This is a genomic window from Komagataeibacter diospyri (genome assembly GCF_006538165.1).
GTDB lineage: Bacteria > Pseudomonadota > Alphaproteobacteria > Acetobacterales > Acetobacteraceae > Komagataeibacter > Komagataeibacter diospyri.
The window spans coordinates 70,528-92,708 of sequence record NZ_BDLU01000029.1 but is presented as its reverse complement, the minus strand read 5'-3'; the positions used below and the strand labels follow the sequence as shown (position 1 = coordinate 92,708).

Sequence of the window (22,181 nt, the reverse complement as noted above, 5' to 3'; positions counted from 1 at the left end):
ATGTGAAGGACGAGTATGGGCCGCCGTCGCCAGCTTTACGAAGGAAAAGCCAAGATCCTTTTCGAGGGGCCCGAACCGGGCACCCTCGTGCAGTATTTCAAGGATGACGCCAGCGCCGGGAACGGCGCGAAAAAGGGCATCATCACCGGCAAGGGGGTGCTGAACAACCGTATCAGCGAACACCTCATGCTGAGGCTGCACGATATCGGGATCCCCACCCATTTCATCCGCCGCCTGAACATGCGCGAGCAGCTGATCCGGGAAGTGGAGATCATTCCGCTGGAGGTCGTGGTGCGCAATGTCGCCGCGGGCTCCCTGTCCAAGCGGCTGGGCATTCAGGAAGGCACGCGCCTGCCGCGCCCGATCATCGAATTCTATTACAAGAACGACGCCCTGAACGACCCGATGGTGAGCGAGGAACACATCACCGCCTTCGGCTGGGCCTGCCCGCATGACATGGAAGACATCGTGGCGCTGAGCATGCGCGTGAACGACTTCCTGTGCGGCCTGTTCATGGGCATCGGCATCATCCTTGTCGATTTCAAGCTGGAATTCGGCCGCCTGTTCGAAGGCGACAACATGCGTATCGTGCTGGCGGATGAAATCTCGCCCGATAACTGCCGCCTGTGGGACGCCAAGACCAGCGAGAAGCTGGACAAGGACCGTTTCCGCAAGGACATGGGCAAGGTTGAAGAAGCATATCAGGAAGTCGCGATGCGCCTGGGCATCCTGCCCGAGGCCACGAATTCCGACATGAAGGGACCGGAGGTAATGCAATGAAGGTGCGTGTGACCGTCATGCTGAAGGAAGGCGTGCTTGACCCGCAGGGCAAGGCCGTGGAACACGCGCTGCACGTGCTGGATTTCAAGAACGTGGGTGAAGTCCGCATCGGTCGCGTGATCGAGCTGGAAATTGACGAGACCGACTGCGAACGTGCCCGCGCGCAGGCTGACGCCATGGCGCGCGCGCTGCTGGCCAACCTTGTGATCGAGGACTTCACGACGGAGGTCGTTGGATGAAGATCGCCCGCCTTCTTGCCCTTGGCTGCATCATGGCCGTGGGCCTGCCCGCGGCCCATGCGTCAGCACAGCGTGTCTCGCGCCTGACGGGCGAACAGCTTGGTTCGCTGTGCACCAAGCCCACGGGTACGGGTATCTGTGATGCCTATATCTCCGGTATCGCTGATTCCGCGGCCCTTGACCACCTGTTCGAGCGCAATGCCGAAAAGGACACCAAGGATGTCGCGGCCTTCTGCGTGGCCCCCGCCACATCCACGGCGGACATGCGTGGCAAGGTCGTAAGCTGGATGAAGGACCACCGCGACGGGCTGTCCCGCCCGGCGGGCGAGGTCGTGTTCACCGCACTGCGTGAAACCTATCCCTGCGGCGGCGGCAAATGAAGGCGGCGATTGTAGTTTTTCCCGGCACCAACCGCGAACGTGACATGGCCATTGCCCTGCGCGGGGTTGCCGGACAGGCGCCCACCATGGTGTGGCACCGCGAAACGGCGCTGCCCGCAGGCACCGACCTTGTCGTGCTGCCCGGTGGTTTCAGCTATGGCGATTACCTGCGCTGTGGCGCGATGGCGGCGCATGCGCCGATCATGGCGGCAATCCGTGAATTTGCGCAAAAAGGCGGTCATATCCTTGGCGTGTGCAACGGGTTCCAGATCCTGACCGAAGCGCAGCTTCTGCCCGGCGCATTGCTGCGTAACGCGGCGCTGCGTTTCCTGTCGCAGGACTGTTTCCTGCGCGTTGAACGCAATGACACGCCGTTCACCCGCCACTGGGCAAAGGGCGATGTGTTCCGCACCCCCATGGCGCATGGTGATGGCAACTATATCGCCAGTGCCGACACCATCCGCATGCTGGAGGACACGAACCGCGTGGCCTTCCGTTACGTGGCCGAAGATGGCCGCGTGGATGCAGGCGACCCGCAGTTGAACCCCAATGGTTCCATGAACGCCATTGCCGGTGTGTTCAGCGAAAACCTGCGGATCTGCGGCATGATGCCCCATCCGGAGGATCTGGTTGATCCGCTGATGGGTGGCGAGGACGGAAAACCCCTGTTTACGGGACTTGTGGAGGCACTGGTCGGATGAGTGCAAAGTCACCGCGCCCCGTTGATGCGGCACTGGCGCGCGAATTCGGCCTGACGGCGGAAGAATACGGCAATGTCCTGTCGATCATGGGCCGTACGCCCACGTTCACGGAACTGGGCATTTTCTCGGTCATGTGGTCGGAACACTGCTCGTACAAATCGTCGCGTGCGTTCCTGAAAACCCTGCCGACGACGGCCCCGTGGGTGATCCATGGCCCCGGTGAAAACGCGGGCGTGGTTGATATCGGCCACGGTCTCGCCGCCATCTTCAAGATGGAAAGCCATAACCACCCCTCCTTCATTGAACCCTATCAGGGGGCGGCGACGGGGGTTGGCGGCATCCTGCGCGATGTGTTCACCATGGGCGCGCGACCCATAGCCAACCTCAACGCCCTGCGTTTTGGCGCCCCCGGCAATCCGCAGACCCGCCGCATCGTGGACGGCGTGGTGCGTGGCGTGGGTGGCTACGGCAACTGCGTGGGCGTGCCCACCGTGGGCGGCGAGATCAATTTCCATCCTGCTTATGACGGCAATCCGCTGGTCAACGCCATGACGGTTGGTGTGGCGCGGCAGGACCGTATCTTCCTGTCGGCTGCCGCTGGTGTGGGCAACCCGGTGATCTATGTCGGGTCCAAGACCGGGCGCGACGGCATCCACGGGGCCACCATGTCATCGTCCGAGTTTGACGAGGACGCGCTGGCCAAGCGCCCGACCGTGCAGGTAGGTGACCCGTTTGTCGAAAAGCTGCTGATCGAGGCCTGTCTGGAACTGATGGCGACCGACGCCATCGTGGCCATTCAGGACATGGGGGCGGCTGGCCTGACCTCGTCTTCCGTTGAAATGGCGGGCAAGGGCGGGGTTGGCATCGACCTTGACCTTGATAACGTGCCCCAGCGCGAACGTGGCATGACGGCGTATGAAATGATGCTGTCCGAAAGTCAGGAGCGCATGCTGATCGTGCTGCGTCCCGACCGCACGGAACAGGCGCGCGCCATCTTTGACAAATGGGAACTGGATTTTGCCGTCATCGGCCACCTGACCGATACCGGCAACATCGTGATCCGCCACAAGGGCGAAGTGGAAGCCGACATTCCGCTGGCCCCGCTGGCCGACCAGGCCCCGGTCTACCATCGCCCGACGGCACCGGCGCTCAGGCCGCAGCCGATGGAGCCGATCATTGACCCGGTGGGCGTGGAACAGGCGCTGATCCGGCTGATCGGCTGTCCCGACCTTGCATCGCGCGCATGGGTCTACAACCAGTACGACAGCACGGTGGGCGGCCAGACGGTGCGCAGGCCGGGCGCGGCGGATGCCGCGATCGTAAAGGTCGAGGACACGGAAATCGGCCTGGCGCTGACCACCGACTGCACGCCGCGTTACTGCCGCGCCAATGCGAAGCTGGGTGGCGCGCAGGCCGTGGCCGAAGCCTGGCGTAACATTACCGCGACCGGCGCGCGCCCGCTGGCGGTGACGGACAACCTCAACTTCGGCTCGCCTGAAAAGCCGGAGGTGATGGGCCAGTTCGTCGATGCCATCGCGGGCATGGGGGAAGCCTGCCGCGCGCTGGACTTCCCGGTCGTCAGCGGCAATGTCTCGCTGTACAACGAAACCCGCGCGCCCGATGGCACGTCACAGTCCATCCTGCCCACACCGGCCATTGGCGGTCTTGGCGTGCTGGAGGACGTGCGCACGGCGGTCGGGCTGGAAATGCCCGATGGCTGTGATGTCATGCTGCTGGGGGAAACGAAGGGCCAGCTTGGCCAGTCGATCTGGTTGCGTGAAATCCTTGGCGCGCAGGATGGGGAACCACCCGAACTCGATCTGGCCGCCGAACGGCGCAATGGTGATTTCGTGCGTGGCCTGATCCAGAACGGCACCATCATCGCCTGCCATGACGTGGCCGATGGCGGCGTGCTGGTGGCCGTGACCGAAATGGTCATGGCAGGACAGGCGGGCTGCGTGCTGGATGCGCCGCAGTCGGGCATGCGCCCCGAGGCCTTCTGGTTTGGTGAGGACCAGTCGCGCTATGTCATCGCCGTGCGCGACGGGCAGGCGCTGGCCACACTTGCGGCGCAGGCAGGTGTGCCATGCCGCAGGCTGGGCCGTTCGGGGGGGCAGGGTTTGACATTGCCCAGCGGGTCCACAATATCCAAGGCACGTCTGCTCGCGGTGCATTCCGAATTTTTTCCGCGACTGATGGACCGATAGGGCAGGAGTTTTAAGCCAGATGGCAATGACGGCACAGGAAATCGAAACCTATATCCGCGAAGCCCTGCCTGACGCGAAGATTACGATCGATGATCTGGCAGGCGACGGGGACCACTATGCCTGCCGTGTCGTGAGCGAGGTCTTTCGCGGCCTGCCACGCGTGCGGCAGCACCAGCTGGTCTATAATGCGCTGCAGGGGCACATGGGCGGCAAGCTGCATGCGCTGGCCCTGCAGACGCAGACCCCGGACTGATTACGGATACTTACCCCCAACGCAGGAAACGAAAACAATGGCTGAAACAATCGCACAGCGCATCCAGGCGCAGATCGACGCCAACCCCGTCATGCTGTATATGAAGGGCGACGCCACCTTCCCGCAGTGCGGCTTCTCCGCGCGCGTGGTGCAGGTGCTCAAGCACCTTGGCGTGCCGTTCAAGACCGAGAACGTGCTGGCAGATCCCGAACTGCGCCAGGGCATCAAGGATTTTTCCAACTGGCCGACAGTGCCGCAGCTTTACATCAAGGGTGAGTTCATTGGTGGCTGCGATATCGTGACGGAAATGTACCAGACCGGCGAACTGGAGAAGCTGCTGGCGGAAAAGGGCATCGCCTCCGCCGCGGCCTGATCGCACGGTGCGTCATATCGTGATCGATCGGGACGGGCGGGACAGAAATGTTCCGCCCGTTTCCTGTTTTGTGGACAACATCCCTTGCATCCGGTCCACGCTTTCGCCTAGCTTCGTGCAGGTTTGAAAAACAAGGGGGCCTGATGCGCTATAGCGACTTGCGTTTTGCTACAATGTTACTGCTTGGCGCAGGTCTTGTTGGCAGCATCGTAACCCCCGCCCATGCCCGTACCCACGCCGTGACGGACATGGAAGCCGACCGTCTGACGCTGGGTGCGCTGACAGCCCCCCCGCCGCCGGTCCGGCATGTGACCTATGTCCGTCGCGCAGGTGGCCATCGCGTCCCGGTGGTGATGGCAGCAAACCACAGCACGGCGGCCCATACGCGGCGCACCATGGTCCACACCATTGCCTATCATCCCCATGGCGCGGTGGTTCACCATATTCACCCGATTGCGGTCCGCCACCGCACCTGATTGCGGGTGGCCCACTCAGTATTGCCTGAAGGCGTCCGGAATCCATTCCACGACATTGCCTGGCAGCACCGCGCATACATCGAAGCGGATGCTGTCATAAGCCCAGTGCGGGTTGGCCGCGCATAAAAACTGCGCGGCGTTCATGATACGCGCCACCTGTGCCGGGCGGATGGATTCTCCCGCTGCCAGCAGGGATGGGCGGGCCTTGACCTCGGCAAAGATCAGGCAGCCTGCCTGCAGTGCCACGATATCCACTTCCCCCCATCGCGTACGCGCACGGTGCAGCAGGACGTGTCCGCCACGGGCCTGAATGTCCGCGATCGCCAGCCGTTCCGCTGCCATGCCATCGGCGCAGGCCCGCCTGCCGCGCTGCTGGCGGTGAAGGGGGGCGGGTGGGGCATTACGCATTGTCATGCTTTGTTTTTCCTGCGACTGGCATGGGTGTGTAAACCCGGCTTGTAGGATATAGCAGGCAGCACGACCGGGCTCTGGCGGCCATGGACGGACGCCGTGGGCTGCGACAGGATGTGCGATATGTTTCTTCATTTCCTGACCATATGGGATCTTTGCCTGCTGCTGGCGCGCGTGTCCATTATCGCGGCGGTGGTGGTGCATGTGCTGCTGACCAAGCGTGATGTCGGGGCATCCATCGGCTGGATTGGCGTGACCGTGCTCATGCCGCTGACGGGTGGGATGCTGTACCTGATGTTCGGCATCAACCGCGTGCACAGGCGCGCACGGCGCATGGCGGGACAGCACCCCTGGCGCAGCCGCACCATGTCATCGCAATGGCGGCGTGACGAAGCCGGAACCTTCGCGCCGCTGGCCTCCATGGTGGGCAAGCTGACTGGCCGGCCGCTTCTGGGCGGCAATGCGATCGTGCCCATGCATGACGGGGACATTGTCTATCCGCGTATGCTCGATGCCATAAACGGCGCGCGGCATAGCGTGCTGATGTGTTCGTACATTTTCCGTGATGACGGGGTCGGGCGGCAGTTCTGTGACGCGCTGATCGCGGCCCACAGGCGTGGCGCGCAGGTGCGCGTGCTGGTTGATGGCGTGGGGTCGGGATATTTCAACTGTGGCGTGGGTCGCATCCTGCGTGATGCGGGCGTGCCGGTGGGGCGGTTCATGCATTCCATGCTGCCGTGGCGCATGCCGTTCATCAACATGCGCGACCACAAGAAGATACTGGTGGTGGATGGACTGACCGGCTTCATGGGTGGCCTGAACATTGGCGAAGAAAATGTCGCGGCAGCCCATCCCCGCCATCCGGTATCGGACACGCATTTTGAAGTGAAAGGCCCGGTCGTCCATCAGTTAAGCGAGGCTTTTGCCCGCGACTGGGCCTTTACCCGTGGTGAGGAACTGACGGCGGACATCTACTTTCCGCGTCAGGACAGTCACGGCCCCAGCCTGAGCCGCGTCGTGACCGCAGGCCCGGACATGGATCTGGAAAAGATCGAATATACCATGCTGCAGGCCTTCACCCTGGCGCGGCGCAGCATCCGGATCATGACGCCCTATTTCCTGCCCGATGACCGGTTCCTGACCGCACTGGCCCTTGCATCCATGCGCGGGATCGAGGTGGATATCATCGTGCCATGGCACAGCAACCATACCCTGCTGGACTGGGCGCGGTCGGCCAACCTGCCGCGATTCCTTGATTCGGGGTGCCGGATCTGGCTGGCGCGGCCGCCGTTCAACCATTCCAAGCTGATGGTGGTGGACCGGCACTGGTCATTCGTGGGCAGTTCCAACCTGGACGTGCGCAGTCTGCGACTGAATTTTGAAATCAACCTTGAAGCCTATGACGCGGCACTGGCGACCAGGATTGATGATTTCATCGTCACCCACCGGCATGTGCGCATGACGCATCATGACCTGGATCGCCGGTCCTTTCCGCGCAAGATGCGTGACGCGGCGGCGCGGCTGTTCCTGCCTTACCTGTAGGGGGGTAAATTGACAGGGACGGGCATGCATACTATTTCATGTAAGTAATAAAATTTTTTGGATGTCGCCTTTTTTTAAGGTGGTGTCTTTCGAAGCTTTTCTGAAGAAAAGCTTCACCAAAAACCTTTATTCTTTTCATCAACAGCCTGTCTCGAAATGATCTTTTATGGCCATGCCGCATATATTGAGTGTCGCATGTTCCTGACCCTGCCACTGTTTGCGGCCTATAGCGTCTTCCTGCTGTGTTTCTGGCCGCAAGGCGTCATGCACCTGTCCATCGGGTGGGACGTCAGCATGCTGTGCGGGTTTTCGGCGCTGTTTTTGCTACTCACGCTGTTTGCCCTGACGGGGCGTCCGCTGCCCGAACCCTTTTTCGATGGTCGGTTTTTCCTGACCCTGCATCGCTGGCTGGCGTGGCTGTTTGTCGGGTTTGTAACCCTGCATGCCGGGGGGATCATATGGCTCGATCCGCAGACGCTGTATGACCTGTGGCCATCGGGCACGCCCGGCATGCAGTTTGGCGCTGCGGCGGCGCTGCTGGCGGTGGTGACGCCATGCCTTGCGCTGCAGCGCGTGCGGCGCGGGCTTTATGCAACGGCGGCCATGTTCCGCCGCTCACACGCATTGCTGGCCATGGCGGTGCTGGGGGCTTCTGTTTTCCATGTCGTGGCGACACGGGTGCATGTGGCCGTGTGGTGGCAGGTCTGGATGTGTATCGGGGTTGCCTTGGTGGCCTGCATGCTGCCGGTGGGGGAACGCTGGATGCTGGCGCGCATGCCCATGCGTCGTGACGGGCGCAGGCGGCGGCTGCATACGGCGTATCTGGCCCGCAGGCTGGCGGGTGTCATGCTGTGCGCGGTCGTGTCCGAAACGGTGGTGTTCGTGTTATGGCGGCACTAGGCCTGCGGCGCGCCATGGCACCTTTGCTGACGGTGATCGGGCTTGCGGGCCTGTTCGCCCTGCTGGTGGTGGGGCACCGCATGACGGTTGCGACGGGGCAGGACATACCCCTTGTGTTCCACCATCGCGCGCATGGGGGCTATAACTGCGTCACCTGTCACCATGATTTCCTCAAGCCGGTGATGACGCCTGCGACACATCGCACCTGCATTGCCTGTCACAGGGAAACGCCGGAACTTGTCCCCATCATCCGCGACCAGTTTCATGAACTGTGCGAAGGCTGCCACCTGAACCTGCAGCAGCAGGGACGGCAGGCGGGGCCGGTGCATGAATGTCGCGACTGCCATGTTCGCAGGCCCGACATGCAGGCGCATGGCCGGCTGCTCTGACCCGGTGCGACGGGGTCAGCGCGTGGGTTTGAGCAGGACGGAAATGGGGCGGTGGTCGGATGCGTAATTCTCGATCACGTGGCGCTCGACACAGGTCAGGCCGCGCACAAGGCAGCGGTCCAGCCGGATGGGCAGCATGTCGGCCATGCGGTGCGTGGGCTCGCGTGGCCCCACGTCACGGAAATGCCGGATCAGGGCGGGACCGACCTGGTTGAAATCCCCCAGGATGGCAGCCTGATGCGGCAGGATCTGCACGACGCGGCGCAACTGCCGGCGGTTGAGCAGCTGCCCGTGCGACAGGTGGACATTGGCCACCGTAACCGGCCCGCAATCCACGATCTGCGCCACCCGGCGGATCAGCGTGCCCGCGGGCAGGGTGCAGGTCAGCGGCTGGCGGCGGTAGGGCCACGGGCTCCAGCATGCCAGCCCGTGTATGCGGCCGGGCAGGGGGGAACGTGCGTAATGCCCGCCGATCAGGGTGGGCAGGGTGTCGATTTCCACCGTCGCTTCCTGCATCAGCATAAGGTCAGGCCGTTCGGTGCGGATCAGGTCGATCACGTCGCGCACCGTCGCCCCGATGCGGCGCAGCAGGTTCCAGCTGACGATCTTGATCGCCTCGCCCTCACGATCGGGCGGGGTCAGGTCCATCTGCGGCGGCGTGCCATGGCGGGGCTGGATGGACGGCAGGCGAAGGTAGGGGCGCGCTAGGGTCATGGTTCGATAAACGGCTCGCGTATCTCATCAGGAATGGGGTCTTTGGACCGGGGGTCACCGGCAGCGAATTCGGCAGTCAGGGTATAGCCCACGCCAATCAGGACAGGACCAAGGAAAATGCCCAGTCCCCCGAATGTCAGCACGCCACCCAGTACGCCCAGCACGGTCAGCAGGTAGGGCATCTGCGCCCCGCGTGCGATGAACATGGGCCTGATGATGTGGTCCGCTCCCGATACGATGATCGTGCCATACAGCAGCAGGAAAATGCCCCAGCCCGGATGGTGGGTCAGCAGCAGGAACACGGCGGCGGGGATCCAGATCAGCGGCGCGCCGATGGGCAGCACCGCGACAAAGGCGGTGACCGCCCCCAGCAGCACGGGGCTGGAAATACCCGCGATGGCAAAGCCGATGCTGGTCAGGATGCCCTGTATGATGGCGGTGCCAAGGATGCCGTACACCGTGCCGCGTATGGTCCGTCCCACGATGCGCAGGATCCGGTCGGCATAAACGCCTGCGATCCGCCGTACCACGGCAACGAAGGTATCGCCCAGCGCGTCGCCACCCAGCCAGAAGAAGAAGGAAATGAACAGCGCCATGGCCAGGTGCGCCAGCCCGCTGGCCAGCTGCATCATGGCGCTGAGAATGGATTGCCCGATACGCCCGGCATAGGGCCGCACGACCTGGTCTATGCTGCCGATATCAACCGACCATTTCTGCCATTTTTCAACTATTTCAGGACCGAAATGCGGAATATGTGCAATACGTGCGGGCAGTGGCGGCAGGTGCAGCGTGCCCACCGTGTCAACGATGTACTGCAGTGTCGCCGGGACATCGGCAATGCTGCTGGACACCACGGCGGCCAGTGGCACCACCAGCACCAGCGCGCACAGTACCGTCATGATCAGGGCCGCGGGCAGCAGCGACATGTGCCGCCGCAGCCGCATGAACACCGGCCATGTGGAAAAGGTCAGGATCGCAGCCCACAGCAGTGCGGTCATGAACGGATACAGGATCAGGACGCAGCCGAATGCGATCCCCCCCAGCATCAGTCCCATCATGATACGTTCGACCATAGCGGTGGCGTATCCCCTCCTGCCATTAAACGAAAGACAAATGTTCAGGACTTTCGTTCCCATGCCGTATGCTGCACCTTATTGTGCGACACGCAATTCCTAAACACCGGGAGAAGGTATGCATCCGCTGATTTCAGCCAGTGATCTGGCACAGGCCATCCAACACGGCGATATCCTTGTGCTTGATGCCTCCATGGCGTTGCCGGGGCAGACCTTTGATCCGCAGCAGCGTTTTGCCAACGCCCATATCGCCGGTGCAGTGCGCTTTGACATCGACACGTTCTCTGACCCGGATTCCCCGCTGCCGCACACCATCCCCGGTCAGGCGCGCTTTGCCCGGCTTGCGACCGAACGCGGCATGGCCAACACGAAACGCATCGTGTTCTATGATCAGGACGGCATGGCGTGTGCGGCGCGTGCATGGTGGCTGACCCGCCTGTTCGGCCATGAACAGGTGCAGGTGCTCGAAGGTGGACTGACCGCATGGAAAAGTGCCGGCCTGCCGCTGGAAAGCGGGCCGGACCTTGCCGCCCCCGCGCCCTTTGTCAGCCGCCCGCGCTATGACCGGCTGCACGGCACGGGTGACGTGCTGGATATCGTGCACGGCCGCCTGCCGGGGCTGATCCTGGATGCGCGCAGCCGGGGCCGGTTCGAAGGCCGGGACCCCGAACCCCGAGCCGGGATCGAATCAGGCCACATGCCTGGTGCCCGCAGCCTGCCCTATACCGAACTGCTGGATGATAATGGCCGCTTCCTGCCGGCTGATACGCTGAAGGGGAAATTCGCGGGTCTTGGTGTTGCTGACACCACCGCCGTCACCTGTTCATGCGGCAGCGGCATGACCGCGTGCATGATCGCTCTCGCGCTGGTCAGCATCGGGGCGGGCGCGGGGGAGCCTGCGGTTTATGACGGGTCATGGGCGGAATGGGCGTCCACGCCTGATTCGCCCATCGTGTGCGGCGCGTAAGGGCGGACGAGATGACCGATCCCATGATGCTGGTGCCGCCTGACCTGCTTGAACGTGTCGTGCGCGGCTGGCGCGACATGTCCACGCGGCTGGTCCAGCTTGGGCGCGATACGCCCGAAGGCGACAGGGGCGTATTCGTCAATCCCGCAGCCGAGCGCGGATCGACCGTGCTGTTTTCCAGCCTGGAGGCCATGGACCGCGCCGGTCACGGCCGCTACGGGCCGGAACTGATATACGGCGCCATGGGGACCCCCATCCAGCACCGGCTGGAAGCGGTCATTGCCGAAATCGAGGGCGGAACCCATGCGCAGATCGTGCCATCGGGGCTTGCGGCCTGCACGCTGCCGCTGCTGGCGTATCTGGCGGGGGGAGATCACTGCCTGCTGTCCGATTCCGTCTATGGTCCCACCCGGCGCTTTGCCGACAGGGTGCTGCGGCGTTTCGGTGTGGAGATCACCTATTTCCCCCCCATGGCGACCGAAGCGGACCTGCGGGCGCTGGTGCAGCCCGGTACCCGCCTGATCTTTGCCGAAAGTCCCGGCAGCCATTCGTTCGAGGTGCAGGATGTGCCAATGCTGGGCCGTCTTGCCGCCAGCATCGGCGCGCGGCTGGTGGTGGACAACACATGGGGCATCGGCCTGTTCAACCCGTTTGCGCACGGGGCGCATGTATCGGTGCAGGCGCTGACCAAATATGCGGCTGGTCATTCCGACACCATTATCGGCGCGGTCACGGTGGCGTCGGATGCGGACTGGCGGCCACTGCGCGACACCGCGATACAGGCAGGCCAGACGGCGGGGCCGGATGACTGCTGGCTGACCCTGCGTGGCCTGCGCACCATGGGGGCACGGCAGGAACGCCAGGCGGCCACGGCGCTGGCGGTGGCGCTGTGGCTGCAGTCCAGGCCCGAAGTGCGGCGCGTGCTGCATCCCGCGCTGCCGTCATGCCCGGGGCATGAATTCTGGGCGCGGGATTTCAACGGCGCGTCCTCGCTGTTCAGCGTGGTGTTTGATGCCGGTTTCACGTCCGCCGACATGACTGCCATGATCGACGGCCTGCAGCATTTCGGTATTGGCGCGTCATGGGGCGGGTACGAAAGCCTTGTGCTGCCGACCACGGGCGGGATTTCACGTTCATGCCGGTCGGTTACGGCTGAAGGACCGGCCTGCCGGCTGCATATCGGGCTGGAAGCGGGCGGGCTGCTGGTGGCTGATCTGGCGCGTGGTCTGGATGGCATGTCTGCCGCCCGCGCAGGGCGGGGGACAGGCTGACGTAGATCAAGGCTGCGACAGGGCGGGGGTGAAACACTGGCCCCATACATGCCCCCGTCCGGCCATGCTGGCCGGGCGGGTGGCGCAGGTAACGGTGGCTCCATGGCCGGGGCCATGACATCGGAACAGAAGGTGCAAGATGGCTGGAAAGATGAAGGCTGCGGTTGTACGGGAATTCGGCAAGCCGCTGACGATCGAGGAACTGGACATTCCGCAGATCAACTCCAACCAGATCCTGGTCAAGGTCGATGCCTGCGGCGTCTGCCATACCGACCTGCATGCCGCCCGTGGCGACTGGCCCACCAAGCCCAGACCCCCGTTCATTCCGGGGCATGAAGGCATCGGCCATGTGGTTGAGGTCGGCAGCAACGTCAACTGGATCAAGACCGGTGACGTGGTGGGCGTGCCGTGGCTGTATTCGGCCTGCGGGCATTGCGAACACTGTCTGGGCGGGTGGGAAACCCTGTGTGAAAAGCAGGAAGACACCGGCTATTCCGTCAATGGCTGCTTTGCCGAATACGTGGTGGCCGACCCCAATTACGTTGCCCACCTGCCGAAAGATATCGACCCGATCAAGACAGCACCCGTGCTGTGTGCGGGGCTGACGGTATACAAGGGCCTGAAGATGACGGATACCCGGGCCGGGGAATGGGTCGCCATTTCCGGCGCGGGTGGTCTGGGGCAGATGGCCATCCAGTACGCCGTGGCCATGGGCCTGAATGTGGCGGCGGTGGATATCAGCGATGAAAAGCTGGAAGAAGCGCGCAAGCTGGGCGCGCGCGTGACCGTCAACGCGCTGAAGCAGGATCCGGTCGCCTATATCCGTGAACAGACGGGTGGCACGCACGGCGTGCTGGTCACCGCCGTGTCGGACAAGGCGTTCAGTCAGGCCGTCGGTTATGCGCGTCGTGGCGGCACGGTGGTGCTGAATGGTCTGCCGCCCGGGGACTTCCCGCTGTCGATCTTTGACATGGTCATGAACGGCACGACCGTACGCGGGTCGATTGTGGGCACGCGGCTGGACATGATCGAAGCCATGTCCTTTTTCACCGATGGCAAGGTCACGACGGTGGTCAGCCCCGATAAGCTGGAAAACATCAACACCATTTTCGACAATCTGGAACATGGCCGCGTGGAAGGGCGCGTCGTTCTGGACTTCCGTAACGGAGCGTAAGGCAACTTCGCGTTGTCGGGTGCGTTTGGAATACAGACACGGCGTGGACGCACCGGTGCGTCCACGCCCGTATTCGAAAACATTTAGGACGGGTAGGATTATGATGAAAAAAACGCTGATTCTGGCAGGGCTGTGCGCAACCGGACTGAATGTCGCAACCCTGACCCCGGCACTGGCGGATGCCTGCGACGGTGTAACGGATCATGCGGAATGTGAGGTACGTCTCAAGTCACATGAAACCAGTGCGGAGACCCGTGAAAAGGCCCATGAAGCGCACGAAAAGGCCGCCGAGAAGACTGACAGCGCCAAGGACTGGGGCGACCGGACCGGCAAGAAGCTGGATAAGTGGGGCCACAAGACCAAGGGCGATATGAGCCAGTTCTTCACCGGGCATCGCTAAGCGGGTTATTTAAAGGAAAGTCATGGAAGTTTTTGGATGTCGTCTTTTTTAAAGGCGGCGTTCCTTCGGGCTTTTTGAAAAAAAGCTTTTCCCAAAACTTTCTTATATCTTGCCGGTCGGGCCGAAGGATATCTGGGCGTGCATGACTACCGTCCCATCCCGTCCGGGAAGGATATAAAAAAGGGGGGCGACGCCATTCGGCATCGCCCCCCTTTTTTTATATCACGCCAGGCGATCAGGAATGGTGGTGATCGCCCGCTTCATGTTCGCGCCAGCCTGCTTCCAGCGTGTGAAGGAAAGTCTTGAAATGCTTCTTCACCTCGTCAGGGGACGCCTTTTCCATCACTTCCTTCTTTGCGGCCGTCAGGGTTGCGGCGGCATGGATCAGGGCAGCATGGATGACGTCTGTCGGTTCTTTGGCCATGGTCGTATTCTCCCGTTGGGTTGATGGACAGAGGATGAAATACGGGACGGTAGCTGGCAACCGTTGCGCCTGCATGACTGCCGGTCCCTGCTGCCCCTTGAAACCGCACGGGAATGAAACGGGGTGGAACCCGCACCGTGCCATATCGTTGAACGGAGTGAACACTAACCTGTATGGGATAAGATATGTTTTTCAGGCGTACCGTTCTGGCCCTTGCCACCACGACAATCCTTGCCCTGCCACTTACGGCCGGGGCGGAACCGGGGGGCTGCGTCAAGGGGGCCGTCGCCGGTGGGGTGGCGGGCCATTTCGTTGGCAGTGGCCATGGCAAGGGCGGGGCGGCAGCCGGGTGTGCCGCTGGCATGGTGCGACGCCATCACGCGCGCAAGGAAGCGCGTGAAAACCAGCAGCAGCAGCCCGAGAATGGCCCGCCTGAAGGGGCATCGCAGTCTGCGCCGCCACCCAATAACAGTGGCCAGTAAAAGACCGGTTGAAAGAAGAAGTTTTTGGTAAAGCTTTTTTCAGAAAGCTTTAGGAGGCGCCGACTTTTTGAAGAAAGTCGGCTCCCAGAAACTTTTATTACTTTTTACTGTCCGGTTACTTTCAGAAAGCCTTCCGTCAGGGCACGGACCTGACGGAAGATGCCCCCATGGCGCGTGCGAAACACATGGTCAGCATGTTGTGCGGGTCGGGGTTTATACCTACGAAAATGATGTCCTTGCGCACATAAAGCAGCTTGTGCCGTGGCCCCATCGTGACCCGGGGCAGGATAACCGGCTGGTCACGGGCGACCTGTTCGCGCGTGCTGGCCACCTGGTCGCGGCTTATGCGGGCCAGTTGCGTAAGATCCGGCACCACGATTACCATATGCATGACAACCAGCCCGGCACAGCCCAGCGCCACGACCGCGCTGAAGCCGCGCCCGACAGGGCAGGTAAACAGCAGGCAGGTCAGGTAGCTCACCAGCAGCACGCTGGCGGGAAAGGACACCCGCGCGGCCAGTGCTTCGCGCGGGAACATGAGCAGCAGCGCCATGTAGGCCAGCGACAGTCCGACAAACCATATCCCGTGCCCCGCGCGCAGGCAGGCGGGAAAAGACAGATGCCGTCGGCCCAGAAACAGGCCAATGCCGATCATCATCACAAAAGGCACCCAGAACGGGTCAAACAGGCTGCCAAGATTGCCCAGCAGTCCATCCAGCCGGTCCATGACCGGGCTGGGAACCATGGTACGCATGCGCACATAGTTGCCCGGCGCGATTCCCAGTACCAGCGTGCCTGCGCCATGGCTGCACAGCAGCGCCCATGGCGCGCGCTGTCCGCGTTTCCATGCATGCAAGACATATCCGAGCAGTACCAGCGTCAGCAGCAGCGAAAGTGGTTCAAGGAACGTGGCGATCAGGAAAACGGTAACATGCTGCGCCATGTTCATGTCGGTGCGGCGTGATACGATGCGCGCCAGCAGCCACATCTCTCCCGCCACGGGCCACAGGTAGCCGATGGCCCCGGTTTTCCATAACGCGACCTCGCCAATGGTGCGGGGCAGCCACCACAGCATGAGGAACACCAGCAGGTACTGCACCATCCCGTCCCGCCAGTAGACAGGGGCGGCCTGGCCCGCCACCGCGCGGCACATATGCACCACCACATGCACCAGAAAGGTGAATATGGCCGCATTCACCACTGCGAAGGCCACGAGTGAGCCATAGGGCCGCAGGTCCAGCACGAAAAAGGTCACCAGCGTGGTGAACCACCGCCCCGTCCAGAAATTGTAATTGCCCCATACAATGCGCATGATGGTGGCGGGGTTGAAGGGCATGGTGCGGCAGTAATCATCCGCCCATAGCGGCGTGACCCAGTTGGCCCACAGCAGGAAGACAAGGCACAGCGCCAGCCCCACCCGTGCGCCGGGTTCGGGACGGGGGAAGATGCTTGCGGGTGGTTTCATTCGATACTGCGCCTCTGCCGGTCCGGGGTTCCGTCATGACGGTGGGGGTCTTACGGAAAAACGATATGCTCTGACCCCGGGCCGTTCGTGCAATTGATCCGTGACTGGGGTTGTATCATGGATCGGTGCTGCCGCATCGCCTATGAATCCAGCCTGACCGGCCCCGTCAATTACGATCATGCCGGAGATCAGGGGATAGAGCCACGTGTTACAGCCTGCCGATCAATCCGTCGCCTCCCCGCATGGCGCGGTACCCGTCACCCCGGCCACTGCCGGGTCTCCGCCACCATCCTCCGGTGCTGGCGGGGGGGCAGCACGCGCGGCCCTGACCACGGCATGTGCGGGGTTGCTGGTGGGACTGGATACCGGGCTGATCGCGGAAGCACTGGGCTTCATCGGTCGTGATTTCCATGCTTCTGCCCGGGCGCAGGAATGGGTGGTATCGGTTCTGATGGTGGGTGCGCTGCTGGGATCGGGTGGTGCGGGGGTGTTTTCCAGCCGCTTCGGCCGCAGGCTGGCGCTGGGTACGGCCACGCTGCTGATCGGGCTGGGCGCGCTGTTATGTGCCACGGCGGGCCTGATCGGGCAGATCCTGCTGGGGCGGTTCCTGATCGGGACGGCCATTGGCATCTGCACCTTTACTGCGCCGCTGTATATTTCCGAACTGACGACGGGACGCATGCGCGGCACCATGGTGACCACCTTTTCCATGCTGCAGTCGGCGGGAATCCTGCTGGGATACCTGGCTGGCGGCATTCTGTCGGGTGGGGGGCACTGGCGGCTGATGGTGGGGTTGCCGGTCATTCCGGCGGTACTGCTGTTCATGGGATGCGCGTTCCTGCCATCCAGTCCGTCATGGCTTGCGGCAAAAGGCAGGTTCGGGGAAGCCCGCAAGGTCCTGCGCAGCCTGCGTGGGGATGAAGCGACGGCGGACCGGGAACTGGACAACATCCGTCGCGAACTGGGCGCGGGCAAGCCGGTGGGCGGCTTTGCCCTGCTGCGCACCAAACCGTTTTTCCGCCGTTCCGTCGCCCTTGGCATCGGGTTGCAGATCATGCAGCAGCTGACCGGCATCAATGTGGTGATGTATTACGCGCCCAAGATACTGGAGGGCGCGCATTTCGGCACCTCCGCCGCCGCATGGGCTACGGTCATGGTCGGTGCTGTCAATGCGGTGGTGGGCGTGCTGGCCATCTTCATGGTCTCGCGCTGGGGGCGCAGGCCGCTGCTGGTGACAAGCTGTGTCATCATGGCGGTGGCGCTGGCTGCCGCTGGCGTGATCGAGGGGATGCACCTGCAGGGGCCTGGCGCGGTACTGGCGCTGATGGCGGCGTTACTGGTATTCGTGGCGGGGTTTGGCATGGGGGCCGGGCCGCTGGTGTGGACCCTGTGTTCGGAAATCCAGCCGATCGAGGGACGGGATTTTGGCGTTGCCTGCTCCACGCTGGCCAACTGGGGCATGGACTGGGCGGTCAGCAACACGTTTCTCAGTATTGTGTCAGTGGCCGGGGCAGGCTGGACCTTTGCCGGGTTCAGCGTGATGAACGTAGTGTTCGTGCTGTTTACGCTGGCACTGGTGCCCGAAACCCGTGATGTGCCGCTGGACGTGATCGAACAGCATCTGGAGGCCGGTCGACCACTGCGTGAAATCGGGCGTTAGGTCTGATTGGCAGGGGCGTAACCCGTTGCCGTGGCCTGGGGCATCCTGTTTCAATCATGATCTGGATGTAACGGCGTGCGGTATGGTTGTCGGGGCGATCCTGCCGTCATGTCAGTCGTATTATCATGTGAATACGCCTGTTCATTACATTCTGTTAGGATGGCATGAAGAACACAAGGCAGGAATTTTCTTTTTTCACTTGATGTGTATGAGTAAGGAAAATGTATTATTGTAATTTAATTTAGTATCTAAAGGTAATTGAATATTAAGGTCCCAGATCTGCCCGCATTTTTCCGTAATGGCGGTTCCTGTATTCGTGAATCGCTCTTCATCTTTCAGATTTTTGAAACCGGACCTTTTCGGATCATCCATATTCATGTGCCCGGTCAGACAGTCTTCTTTTCAGATCATCAGATGGAGGCAAGGGACCGGGATCCATGTCGTCTTATTCTCCCTGTGTCACATCCCATAATGGGAAGCGGTAATATTCCGCCATAATCCTGATTGCCTTCATTGCATCGGTCCCCGGCTGTAATGCAGCAGCATGGCCCCCACGGCGGCCATGTGCGTGCCAGCGCCCAGTACGACCATCACATGCCACAGCGCATTGGAAAACGGCATGTTTTCACGCATGTAGAATACAACGCCGATACAGAAGAACATCAGTCCCAGCACGATCAGGAAAAAGACAGGTGTCGGCAGCGTCCACACCAGCGGGTCGGGACACAGGAAGAAAACCCACGCAACACACAGATAGGGCACGACGTGAAAGCGGCGTGACCACGTGAAGAAACACATCTTGGCCAGTACGCCCGTTCCGGCCATGGCCCACAACAGGGCGCAGAACCACAGACTGCCCCGGCCATGCCCACCCAGAAGGATGAAAGGGGTGTAGGTTGCGGCAATGGCGACAAAGATTACGGATTGGTCAACACGTTGCAACCCGCCCTTGAGCCAGCATGACGGACAGAAATTATAGGCGGCCGAGGACAGGCACGTGCCCAGTATTGCCCCGCAGTACAGCAGCGTTACCCCGGACTCCAGCCCCGAGTGGGACATCATGGCGGTATGTACCAGCCACAGCACGCCATACCCCAATCCCACCACGCCAATGACATGCACCAGCAGGTCGGCCGCCCGTTCGGACAGGGAATAGATGGGAAAACGTGTGCGGGTATTCATGGCAGCGGAAAATACTCCTTATTTTTCCGCAGGTCCGGTCCCATATAATGAATAAGTCTGTTTCCATATATGCAAAAAAGATCATGCCTGCGTGAATTGTCCCGCAGGCTGGGTCCGTTACCTGTCCCATCCGGTTGTCTACGGATCATATAGTCCACGTCCCATGATGGAGTGGCCGATCCGTATCCTGCAAAAAGGTGGTGCAGGCAGGGCATATCTTTATGCTGCAAGGGAATAATGGAAACACTCGGCTGCTGTGTTTCTTTTAAAAGCCTGCCTGAAAAAATATAAGAAACTTCTTGGTAAAGCTTTTTTCAAAAAACTTGCGAAGACGCCGCCTTTGTAAAAAAGACAGCACTCCAAATTTTTGATTTATCAAAACACCATTTTAAACGGTTGCAGTAGAATGAACCGGGGAACACGGGGGCGTACATATGCCCGATCCGATGTTCCCCGGCCCCGGCCCCGGCCCTTAGCGGGCCGTGCGTTCGCCCTTGACGTGGTTGCACAGGGCCTTGATTTCGGTTGCCGTGATGCCTTCGGGGTTGTGCTGGGCCTTTTTGGCGATTTCATGATCGGCCTCGGTGGCGCGGCCATGTTCCTTGGCGACGTGCTGGCCCAGGGAAATCACCTCTTCCTTGGTCAGCAGCTTGGGTTCCTTCAGGCCCTTGTCCGCCAGCTTGTGCATGTGTTCGCGTGCAGCGGCGGTGGGTTTGTCAGTCATTATGGGCAATCCTGTCTGAATGATGCGCGGTATGCGCGTGGATGGATGATATAACGTATGGCAGGGCAGGAAAACCAATAGGGTACACATGCCCTTGCGTCATATTTCACATATCTGGTCAGCCGTCCCGCGGCATAAAAGGGGAGCACCAGAAGGGACAGACATGCCAGACCCCATTGACCACGCACCTGACAGTGCGCTTGCACGCCTTGCCCCCACCATGGCGCTGACGGGCCAGCAGCAGGCCCTGAAGGCGGAGGTGATGGCCTTCTGCCGCGCCCACCGGGCGGATGACCACGCGCTGTTCATTATCGAAGGGGATGCGGGAACGGGAAAGAGCCTGCTGCTCAACACCCTGTTTACCGCGATACAGGATGCGGCGCGGGGCAGGGACGCGCAGGACCCGCTGCATGACAGCCGCAACTGGCTGCTGGTCAACCATCCGGAAATGATCAAGCTGTACCGCAATATTTCCGAAACCCAGCCCTGCCTGCGCAAGAAGGATTTCGAACGCCCTACGACCTTCATCAACCAGATGTCGGTGCGTGACGGCCGGGCCGATATCGTGCTGGTGGATGAGGCGCACCTGCTGCTGACCCGCAGCGATCCCTACAACCGTTTCCGGCAGGATAACCAGCTGGCGGAAATCATCCGCCATGCCCATATCGTGGTCATCATATTCGACCCCTGTCAGGTGCTGAAGTTCAAGAGCCTGTGGAATGACGCCACATTGCGCCAGCTTGTGGCGGGCTACCCGGTCGTGACCCGCAGGCTGGACCAGCAGTTCCGCGTGCATGCCCATGCGGATGTCATGGCGTGGATCCACGCGCTGCGTGACGGCAGGCTGCTGGCCCTGCCGGCCCCGCAGCCCTTTGATTTCCGGATATTTGACGACGCGCAGACCATGTACGAAGCCATAAGGCAGCGCAACGACCGGTATGGTCTGTGCCGCATGCTGGCGACGTATGATTATCCCTATACCCTGAACGGACAGGATCATTTTATTACCGAGGGGCGTTTTCACCTGCGCTGGGACCGCGCCATGCCACAGGCGCGCCTGCCATGGGCGGAACGGCCCGATACGATTGATGAGGTCGGTTCGGTCTATACCATTCAGGGGTTCGACCTGAATTACGCGGGTGTGATCCTTGGCCCGTCCGTGACCTGTGACCCCGCCACCGACCGGATCGTGGTCGATCCGTCACGGTATGAGGACAGGGCGGCCTTTACCGGGCGGGATGGGGTGGACAACCCGCAGGCGGTGATGGAACGCATTATCCTCAATTCCATCAACGTACTTATGACGCGGGGGAGCAGGGGGCTGTATATCTACGCCAGTGATCCACGGCTGCATGCCCGCCTGGCGGCGTTGTGGAAAGCCCGCGCGGCCGCTCCGGTGGTGCAGGCATGCGCCGCTGACCAGACGGTAACATAGCTGCTGGCTGTGGCGACAGGCGATCAGGTAGAGAATGTCATAATGCCGGACAGGCCGCACCATGCCATTTTTCGGGCAGGAAAAGCGGCGGTCAGGGCGTTGCACCTGCGGTCGGTCTTTGATGCCTGCAAGCCCGTTCTGAAACGGCGCGCAGGTCAGGAAGACGTTTTTGGTAAAGTTTTTCCAAAAAACTTCAGGGAACACCGCCTTTTGGAAAAAGGCGGCACCCGGAAACGTTTATCCTGAAACAGCCAGTCAGCCGCGCTGGCCCAGACGCTGCAGGTAGGGCAGAATTTCAGAGCCGGATTCAATGGCATGGCCCAGCACGGTTTCAACCAGCGTGGCCAGCTTCGCGGCATCAAGACCTGCAAGGGTCACGCTGAGGTCATGCTTCTGGGAATCGGACAGGCCGGGCGCCTGGATGATGCGCCGTTCAATGGCCGCCTTCATGGCGTCCGTGGTGAAGGGCATGTCGATGATCTGGTCTTTGCTCATGGCCGTCATTCCTGAATGGATTGAGTGATGCGGCCATCGTACGGGCTGCCGGTTTCCCGGCAAC

General features: G+C 61.6%; 27 protein-coding genes. 19 read left to right on the top strand and 8 right to left on the bottom strand.

Annotated elements, in window-relative coordinates; translation table 11 throughout:
* Positions 1–15 precede the first annotated feature (15 nt).
* The 8 genes from purC (at position 16) to MSKU9_RS05355 (ending at position 5,409) form a co-directional block, all read left to right on the top strand.
* Positions 16–780, top strand: coding sequence for a phosphoribosylaminoimidazolesuccinocarboxamide synthase (gene purC, locus MSKU9_RS05390; RefSeq protein WP_061274201.1), 765 nt, complete (start codon positions 16–18; stop codon positions 778–780).
* Positions 777–1,019 (top strand): phosphoribosylformylglycinamidine synthase subunit PurS, encoded by a 243-nt coding sequence (gene purS, locus MSKU9_RS05385; protein ID WP_141260311.1) that lies wholly within the window; start codon positions 777–779, stop codon positions 1,017–1,019. Before purC ends, purS begins: the two co-directional genes overlap by 4 nt.
* Positions 1,016–1,399 carry a Rap1a/Tai family immunity protein gene (locus MSKU9_RS05380; RefSeq protein WP_141260310.1) on the top strand — a complete coding sequence of 128 codons (384 nt, stop codon included), beginning with the start codon at positions 1,016–1,018 and terminating at the stop codon, positions 1,397–1,399. The genes purS and MSKU9_RS05380 overlap by 4 nt, the downstream gene beginning before the upstream one ends.
* Positions 1,396–2,100, top strand: a complete 705-nt coding sequence (gene purQ, locus MSKU9_RS05375; RefSeq protein WP_141260309.1) for a phosphoribosylformylglycinamidine synthase subunit PurQ — start codon at positions 1,396–1,398, stop codon at positions 2,098–2,100. The genes MSKU9_RS05380 and purQ overlap by 4 nt, the downstream gene beginning before the upstream one ends.
* Positions 2,097–4,307 (top strand): phosphoribosylformylglycinamidine synthase subunit PurL, encoded by a 2,211-nt coding sequence (purL, locus tag MSKU9_RS05370; RefSeq protein ID WP_141260308.1) that lies wholly within the window; start codon positions 2,097–2,099, stop codon positions 4,305–4,307. The genes purQ and purL overlap by 4 nt, the downstream gene beginning before the upstream one ends.
* A gap of 19 nt (positions 4,308–4,326) precedes the next feature.
* Positions 4,327–4,560: a BolA family protein gene (locus MSKU9_RS05365; protein WP_141260307.1), complete on the top strand. Its 234-nt coding sequence runs from the start codon at positions 4,327–4,329 to the stop codon at positions 4,558–4,560.
* Positions 4,561–4,597: 37 nt separating this feature from the next.
* A complete protein-coding gene (gene grxD / locus MSKU9_RS05360) occupies positions 4,598–4,933 on the top strand; it encodes a Grx4 family monothiol glutaredoxin (RefSeq protein WP_141260306.1) in 336 nt (111 codons plus the stop codon).
* A gap of 143 nt (positions 4,934–5,076) precedes the next feature.
* Positions 5,077–5,409: a hypothetical protein gene (locus MSKU9_RS05355; RefSeq protein ID WP_193557640.1), complete on the top strand. Its 333-nt coding sequence runs from the start codon at positions 5,077–5,079 to the stop codon at positions 5,407–5,409.
* A gap of 15 nt (positions 5,410–5,424) precedes the next feature.
* On the opposite strand, the gene MSKU9_RS05350 is transcribed toward MSKU9_RS05355, so the two are convergent.
* Positions 5,425–5,823: a YraN family protein gene (locus MSKU9_RS05350; RefSeq protein WP_227002383.1), complete on the bottom strand. Its 399-nt coding sequence runs from the start codon at positions 5,821–5,823 to the stop codon at positions 5,425–5,427.
* Between the two features lie 120 nt (positions 5,824–5,943).
* Here MSKU9_RS05350 and cls point away from each other — a divergent pair, with 120 nt between their 5' ends.
* The 3 genes from cls (at position 5,944) to MSKU9_RS05335 (ending at position 8,651) form a co-directional block, all read left to right on the top strand.
* Positions 5,944–7,362 (top strand): cardiolipin synthase, encoded by a 1,419-nt coding sequence (cls, locus tag MSKU9_RS05345; protein WP_141260305.1) that lies wholly within the window; start codon positions 5,944–5,946, stop codon positions 7,360–7,362.
* A 195-nt stretch (positions 7,363–7,557) separates the two neighbouring features.
* Positions 7,558–8,262 (top strand): ferric reductase-like transmembrane domain-containing protein, encoded by a 705-nt coding sequence (locus tag MSKU9_RS05340; RefSeq protein WP_141260304.1) that lies wholly within the window; start codon positions 7,558–7,560, stop codon positions 8,260–8,262.
* The gene (locus tag MSKU9_RS05335) at positions 8,250–8,651 is read left to right on the top strand and encodes a cytochrome c3 family protein (RefSeq protein ID WP_227002382.1); all 402 of its coding nucleotides are present in this window, start codon (positions 8,250–8,252) and stop codon (positions 8,649–8,651) included. Before MSKU9_RS05340 ends, MSKU9_RS05335 begins: the two co-directional genes overlap by 13 nt.
* Positions 8,652–8,666: 15 nt before the next feature.
* Here the strand turns inward: MSKU9_RS05335 and MSKU9_RS05330 are convergent, their stop codons facing one another.
* Together MSKU9_RS05330 and MSKU9_RS05325 are read right to left on the bottom strand one after the other, a co-directional pair.
* Positions 8,667–9,365: an endonuclease/exonuclease/phosphatase family protein gene (locus tag MSKU9_RS05330; protein ID WP_141260303.1), complete on the bottom strand. Its 699-nt coding sequence runs from the start codon at positions 9,363–9,365 to the stop codon at positions 8,667–8,669.
* Positions 9,362–10,438 carry an AI-2E family transporter gene (locus MSKU9_RS05325; RefSeq protein WP_141260302.1) on the bottom strand — a complete coding sequence of 359 codons (1,077 nt, stop codon included), beginning with the start codon at positions 10,436–10,438 and terminating at the stop codon, positions 9,362–9,364. The genes MSKU9_RS05330 and MSKU9_RS05325 overlap by 4 nt, the downstream gene beginning before the upstream one ends.
* Positions 10,439–10,556: 118 nt before the next feature.
* Here MSKU9_RS05325 and MSKU9_RS05320 point away from each other — a divergent pair, with 118 nt between their 5' ends.
* From MSKU9_RS05320 to MSKU9_RS05305, 4 genes are all read left to right on the top strand, one after another.
* On the top strand, positions 10,557–11,405 hold the full coding sequence (locus MSKU9_RS05320; protein ID WP_141260301.1) for a sulfurtransferase: 849 nt from the start codon (positions 10,557–10,559) through the stop codon (positions 11,403–11,405).
* Between the two features lie 11 nt (positions 11,406–11,416).
* Positions 11,417–12,676, top strand: coding sequence for a cystathionine beta-lyase (gene metC / locus MSKU9_RS05315; protein ID WP_141260300.1), 1,260 nt, complete (start codon positions 11,417–11,419; stop codon positions 12,674–12,676).
* Positions 12,677–12,815: 139 nt separating this feature from the next.
* Positions 12,816–13,850 carry an alcohol dehydrogenase AdhP gene (gene adhP, locus MSKU9_RS05310; protein ID WP_141260299.1) on the top strand — a complete coding sequence of 345 codons (1,035 nt, stop codon included), beginning with the start codon at positions 12,816–12,818 and terminating at the stop codon, positions 13,848–13,850.
* Positions 13,851–13,953: 103 nt separating this feature from the next.
* Positions 13,954–14,250: a hypothetical protein gene (locus tag MSKU9_RS05305; RefSeq protein WP_141260349.1), complete on the top strand. Its 297-nt coding sequence runs from the start codon at positions 13,954–13,956 to the stop codon at positions 14,248–14,250.
* A 235-nt stretch (positions 14,251–14,485) separates the two neighbouring features.
* Here the strand turns inward: MSKU9_RS05305 and MSKU9_RS05300 are convergent, their stop codons facing one another.
* Positions 14,486–14,674 carry a hypothetical protein gene (locus MSKU9_RS05300; RefSeq protein ID WP_141260298.1) on the bottom strand — a complete coding sequence of 63 codons (189 nt, stop codon included), beginning with the start codon at positions 14,672–14,674 and terminating at the stop codon, positions 14,486–14,488.
* Positions 14,675–14,859: 185 nt separating this feature from the next.
* On the opposite strand from MSKU9_RS05300, the gene MSKU9_RS05295 reads away from it, so the two are divergent.
* A complete protein-coding gene (locus MSKU9_RS05295; protein WP_141260297.1) occupies positions 14,860–15,156 on the top strand; it encodes a hypothetical protein in 297 nt (98 codons plus the stop codon).
* 136 nt (positions 15,157–15,292) lie between these two features.
* Here MSKU9_RS05295 and MSKU9_RS05290 read toward each other — a convergent pair whose 3' ends face one another.
* Entirely contained in the window at positions 15,293–16,621 is a 1,329-nt protein-coding gene (locus MSKU9_RS05290; protein ID WP_141260296.1) for a DUF6056 family protein, read from the bottom strand.
* Positions 16,622–16,826: 205 nt separating this feature from the next.
* On the opposite strand from MSKU9_RS05290, the gene MSKU9_RS05280 reads away from it, so the two are divergent.
* On the top strand, positions 16,827–18,281 hold the full coding sequence (locus tag MSKU9_RS05280) for a sugar porter family MFS transporter (RefSeq protein WP_141260295.1): 1,455 nt from the start codon (positions 16,827–16,829) through the stop codon (positions 18,279–18,281).
* 510 nt (positions 18,282–18,791) lie between these two features.
* On the opposite strand, the gene trhA is transcribed toward MSKU9_RS05280, so the two are convergent.
* Entirely contained in the window at positions 18,792–19,463 is a 672-nt protein-coding gene (trhA, locus tag MSKU9_RS05275) for a PAQR family membrane homeostasis protein TrhA (protein ID WP_141260294.1), read from the bottom strand.
* A gap of 472 nt (positions 19,464–19,935) precedes the next feature.
* Positions 19,936–20,187, bottom strand: a complete 252-nt coding sequence (locus MSKU9_RS05270) for a hypothetical protein (RefSeq protein ID WP_141260293.1) — start codon at positions 20,185–20,187, stop codon at positions 19,936–19,938.
* A 163-nt stretch (positions 20,188–20,350) separates the two neighbouring features.
* On the opposite strand from MSKU9_RS05270, the gene MSKU9_RS05265 reads away from it, so the two are divergent.
* Both MSKU9_RS05265 and MSKU9_RS05260 read left to right on the top strand, forming a co-directional pair.
* Positions 20,351–21,622: a DUF2075 domain-containing protein gene (locus tag MSKU9_RS05265; protein WP_141260292.1), complete on the top strand. Its 1,272-nt coding sequence runs from the start codon at positions 20,351–20,353 to the stop codon at positions 21,620–21,622.
* 42 nt (positions 21,623–21,664) lie between these two features.
* Positions 21,665–21,868, top strand: coding sequence for a hypothetical protein (locus MSKU9_RS05260; protein ID WP_141260291.1), 204 nt, complete (start codon positions 21,665–21,667; stop codon positions 21,866–21,868).
* Positions 21,869–21,877: 9 nt separating this feature from the next.
* Here MSKU9_RS05260 and MSKU9_RS05255 read toward each other — a convergent pair whose 3' ends face one another.
* On the bottom strand, positions 21,878–22,117 hold the full coding sequence (locus tag MSKU9_RS05255; protein ID WP_025438756.1) for a hypothetical protein: 240 nt from the start codon (positions 22,115–22,117) through the stop codon (positions 21,878–21,880).
* Positions 22,118–22,181: the final 64 nt, after the last annotated feature.

Excerpts from the sequence above, each read along its gene's own strand:
- purC (WP_061274201.1), top strand. The coding sequence starts at position 16 with ATGGGCCGCCGTCGCCAGCTTTACGAAGGAAAAGCCAAGATCCTTTTC.
- purS (WP_141260311.1), top strand. The coding sequence starts at position 777 with ATGAAGGTGCGTGTGACCGTCATGCTGAAGGAAGGCGTGCTTGACCCG.
- MSKU9_RS05380 (WP_141260310.1), top strand. The coding sequence starts at position 1,016 with ATGAAGATCGCCCGCCTTCTTGCCCTTGGCTGCATCATGGCCGTGGGC.
- purQ (WP_141260309.1), top strand. The coding sequence starts at position 1,396 with ATGAAGGCGGCGATTGTAGTTTTTCCCGGCACCAACCGCGAACGTGAC.
- purL (WP_141260308.1), top strand. The coding sequence starts at position 2,097 with ATGAGTGCAAAGTCACCGCGCCCCGTTGATGCGGCACTGGCGCGCGAA.
- MSKU9_RS05365 (WP_141260307.1), top strand. The coding sequence starts at position 4,327 with ATGGCAATGACGGCACAGGAAATCGAAACCTATATCCGCGAAGCCCTG.
- grxD (WP_141260306.1), top strand. The coding sequence starts at position 4,598 with ATGGCTGAAACAATCGCACAGCGCATCCAGGCGCAGATCGACGCCAAC.
- MSKU9_RS05355 (WP_193557640.1), top strand. The coding sequence starts at position 5,077 with ATGCGCTATAGCGACTTGCGTTTTGCTACAATGTTACTGCTTGGCGCA.
- MSKU9_RS05350 (WP_227002383.1), bottom strand. The coding sequence starts at position 5,823 with ATGACAATGCGTAATGCCCCACCCGCCCCCCTTCACCGCCAGCAGCGC.
- cls (WP_141260305.1), top strand. The coding sequence starts at position 5,944 with ATGTTTCTTCATTTCCTGACCATATGGGATCTTTGCCTGCTGCTGGCG.
- MSKU9_RS05340 (WP_141260304.1), top strand. The coding sequence starts at position 7,558 with ATGTTCCTGACCCTGCCACTGTTTGCGGCCTATAGCGTCTTCCTGCTG.
- MSKU9_RS05335 (WP_227002382.1), top strand. The coding sequence starts at position 8,250 with ATGGCGGCACTAGGCCTGCGGCGCGCCATGGCACCTTTGCTGACGGTG.
- MSKU9_RS05330 (WP_141260303.1), bottom strand. The coding sequence starts at position 9,365 with ATGACCCTAGCGCGCCCCTACCTTCGCCTGCCGTCCATCCAGCCCCGC.
- MSKU9_RS05325 (WP_141260302.1), bottom strand. The coding sequence starts at position 10,438 with ATGGTCGAACGTATCATGATGGGACTGATGCTGGGGGGGATCGCATTC.
- MSKU9_RS05320 (WP_141260301.1), top strand. The coding sequence starts at position 10,557 with ATGCATCCGCTGATTTCAGCCAGTGATCTGGCACAGGCCATCCAACAC.
- metC (WP_141260300.1), top strand. The coding sequence starts at position 11,417 with ATGACCGATCCCATGATGCTGGTGCCGCCTGACCTGCTTGAACGTGTC.
- adhP (WP_141260299.1), top strand. The coding sequence starts at position 12,816 with ATGGCTGGAAAGATGAAGGCTGCGGTTGTACGGGAATTCGGCAAGCCG.
- MSKU9_RS05305 (WP_141260349.1), top strand. The coding sequence starts at position 13,954 with ATGAAAAAAACGCTGATTCTGGCAGGGCTGTGCGCAACCGGACTGAAT.
- MSKU9_RS05300 (WP_141260298.1), bottom strand. The coding sequence starts at position 14,674 with ATGGCCAAAGAACCGACAGACGTCATCCATGCTGCCCTGATCCATGCC.
- MSKU9_RS05295 (WP_141260297.1), top strand. The coding sequence starts at position 14,860 with ATGTTTTTCAGGCGTACCGTTCTGGCCCTTGCCACCACGACAATCCTT.
- MSKU9_RS05290 (WP_141260296.1), bottom strand. The coding sequence starts at position 16,621 with ATGAAACCACCCGCAAGCATCTTCCCCCGTCCCGAACCCGGCGCACGG.
- trhA (WP_141260294.1), bottom strand. The coding sequence starts at position 19,463 with ATGAATACCCGCACACGTTTTCCCATCTATTCCCTGTCCGAACGGGCG.
- MSKU9_RS05270 (WP_141260293.1), bottom strand. The coding sequence starts at position 20,187 with ATGACTGACAAACCCACCGCCGCTGCACGCGAACACATGCACAAGCTG.
- MSKU9_RS05265 (WP_141260292.1), top strand. The coding sequence starts at position 20,351 with ATGCCAGACCCCATTGACCACGCACCTGACAGTGCGCTTGCACGCCTT.
- MSKU9_RS05260 (WP_141260291.1), top strand. The coding sequence starts at position 21,665 with ATGCCGGACAGGCCGCACCATGCCATTTTTCGGGCAGGAAAAGCGGCG.
- MSKU9_RS05255 (WP_025438756.1), bottom strand. The coding sequence starts at position 22,117 with ATGAGCAAAGACCAGATCATCGACATGCCCTTCACCACGGACGCCATG.